Source organism: Janthinobacterium sp. ROICE36 (assembly GCF_002869965.1).
In the GTDB taxonomy this organism is placed as follows: domain Bacteria; phylum Pseudomonadota; class Gammaproteobacteria; order Burkholderiales; family Burkholderiaceae_D; genus Janthinobacterium.
Window position 1 is genome coordinate 1 of the sequence record NZ_PEBS01000160.1, and the last position, 2,113, is coordinate 2,113.

General features: G+C 58.8%; 2 protein-coding genes. One reads left to right on the forward strand and one right to left on the reverse strand.

What is annotated here, in order from left to right; all coding sequences use genetic code 11:
• The first annotated feature begins 590 nt into the window (after nt 1-590).
• Nucleotides 591-1,118, forward strand: a complete 528-nt coding sequence (locus CSZ94_RS27175) for a hypothetical protein (protein WP_102124340.1) — start codon at nt 591-593, stop codon at nt 1,116-1,118.
• A 27-nt stretch (nt 1,119-1,145) separates the two neighbouring features.
• Here the strand turns inward: CSZ94_RS27175 and CSZ94_RS27180 are convergent, their stop codons facing one another.
• Nucleotides 1,146-1,601, reverse strand: a complete 456-nt coding sequence (locus CSZ94_RS27180; RefSeq protein WP_102124341.1) for a tellurite resistance TerB family protein — start codon at nt 1,599-1,601, stop codon at nt 1,146-1,148.
• Nucleotides 1,602-2,113 lie beyond the last annotated feature (512 nt).

Sequence of the window (2,113 nt, forward strand, 5' to 3'; positions counted from 1 at the left end):
TGTGGGTTGTGCGGGTCTACGCCCTCAAGCAGTTTGTCGAGTGTGGCTTTGTCGATGGTCATACGTATCCTTTCCAGGGATAAATTTTATCGTATGACTTCTTTCACACAAAATTTCTGACAGGCTCGGTCGCTGCGCCTCACTGCCCTTACCCAGTTCCGCACTGGCACGTCTGCTGTGTCGCTCGCCCTGGAGCGCGCCTTGCGCCTGGTCATCGGCAGCGCTGGCCGATACCGTGTTGGCTGTTTGCCAGCCAGCATGCGCGCTGCTGCTCGCGCGCCCGCGCCCAAGCGAACACGTCCTTCCGGATGATGCGCAGGGCAACTTGTTTGCCTACACAGGCACGACCACCAGTGCGCGCCCAGCCATGGCGTTGCACTGGGCACGGCCCTCACGCTCGATCTGCAACTGGCCCGCGACGACATCAGCGCGGCTACGACCCGGGCGCAAACAAGCGCGGCACGCGCGTGGGCTATGGGGTGTTGTGCAAGCAAGTACTGCAGGAATCGCATCACGGCGCGTCCTGGCGGAACCGTTGCCTTCGCATGCTATCATCGGCGCCCCGTTCATGCGACAAATGGCAACCCTCGATGCAGCACTCGCCCGGCAACAACCCGATCTCAACGCTGCTGCGCGGCATGCTGCGTCTGCTGGCCTGGCCCTTGCTGGCCCTGGTCAGCGCCGCCTGCACCAGCACCACGCGCCATCCGGCCAGCGAACCCACGCAAGTCACGCTGCGCTTTACCTACGACGACGGCAAGCCCATGCGGCATGACGATTACCTGGCAAATGCGCGCCAGGAAACGTATATCAAGCACTGCAGCAAGATAGGCAGCACCCGTGTCTGCGACGTCGGCTCGGATGCACTCTTCGTGGGCGGCGATACCCCGCTGGACGCCAACGGCGAAGTGCGCGTCACCCTGCACTCGACCGGTCCCATCGGCAACAATCCGACCAGTCTTTGCATCAAGGGCAAAGGCTACGTCTTTCATTCCGGCGACTGGAAACGCGGTCCCTTCAGCCCCGGCCAGGTGATCGAGATCCGCTACAGGATCAGCGAAGTGGAAATGAACTGCCCCTGGTCGTCGGGCACGCCGCCGTGGTGGGACAAGAGCTAAGCCAGCCGGGGCCGACTGGCTAGTCAGTTACTGCAGCTCGAACTCCCCAGGAGTCAAGCCCAGTTCCCGCGCAATCTTGCTGGCCACGCGCTGCTCGTTGGCGTCGAAATTGCCATCCGACGAAGCGATGGCGATAATCATGCGCACCAGCAGCCGCGACGCCTCCACATTCGACTTCATCCTGCCCAGCGCCTGGTAGGCCTTGGCTTCGCCGATATCCTTGTCGAATTCCAGCTGGCCGACATATTCCTGGAAAGCCTTGATCACGTCCGTGGTGGTAAATACGGACAGCGCATCATTGCTTTCAATAAACTTCACCATCTTCTGCTTCTCTTCCGCGCTCACACTGCCGTCCGCCATGGCGATCAGGGCCGAGCCCGCCATCGCGGCGTTCAGGAAATCCTTGTTCTTGTACTTCAGCGCCTCGGTTTTCAGTTCGCTGGCCTTGGTCTTCAGTTTGGACAGAAAGGAATCGAAACTCATGGTGGTTCTCCTGGTTGGTTCGGATGAGGCAGCGCTACAGGCTACCATTGCCACCCAGATGAGGGCGCGGGGGTGGAATGCAAGCACTGGGAGCGCGCTATGCCCCCGATGACGGCATGGCCAAACCCATGGGCAAAGGCCGGGGCAGATTCTGAGCCCAGTTTCTACCTTGGGGGAGAATTCAGCCGACGCCACACTAGCGCGCATAAAACACCACAAAAGCTAGATCACGTGATAATTATCTTATATGCAGTTGAAAAATAAGTAACTTCATGGCAGCATGGAATGACATTTTCTTTACTGCAAGGTTGTGATGGATAAGCAATTGCTGTTGATTTGCGCACTGACGTTGAGGGTGTAAATAATTTTGTGTAAACGGTCATTTGGCAGGACACTGCCGCCACCAAGGAGAAACAATGACCGTTGTAAAGCGTAACAAGCGGGCCAAGCCCGACCCGGAACTGCTCAAACTGGCCGACAGCTTGCTGGCCAACTACCAGAAGCCCGAGGAT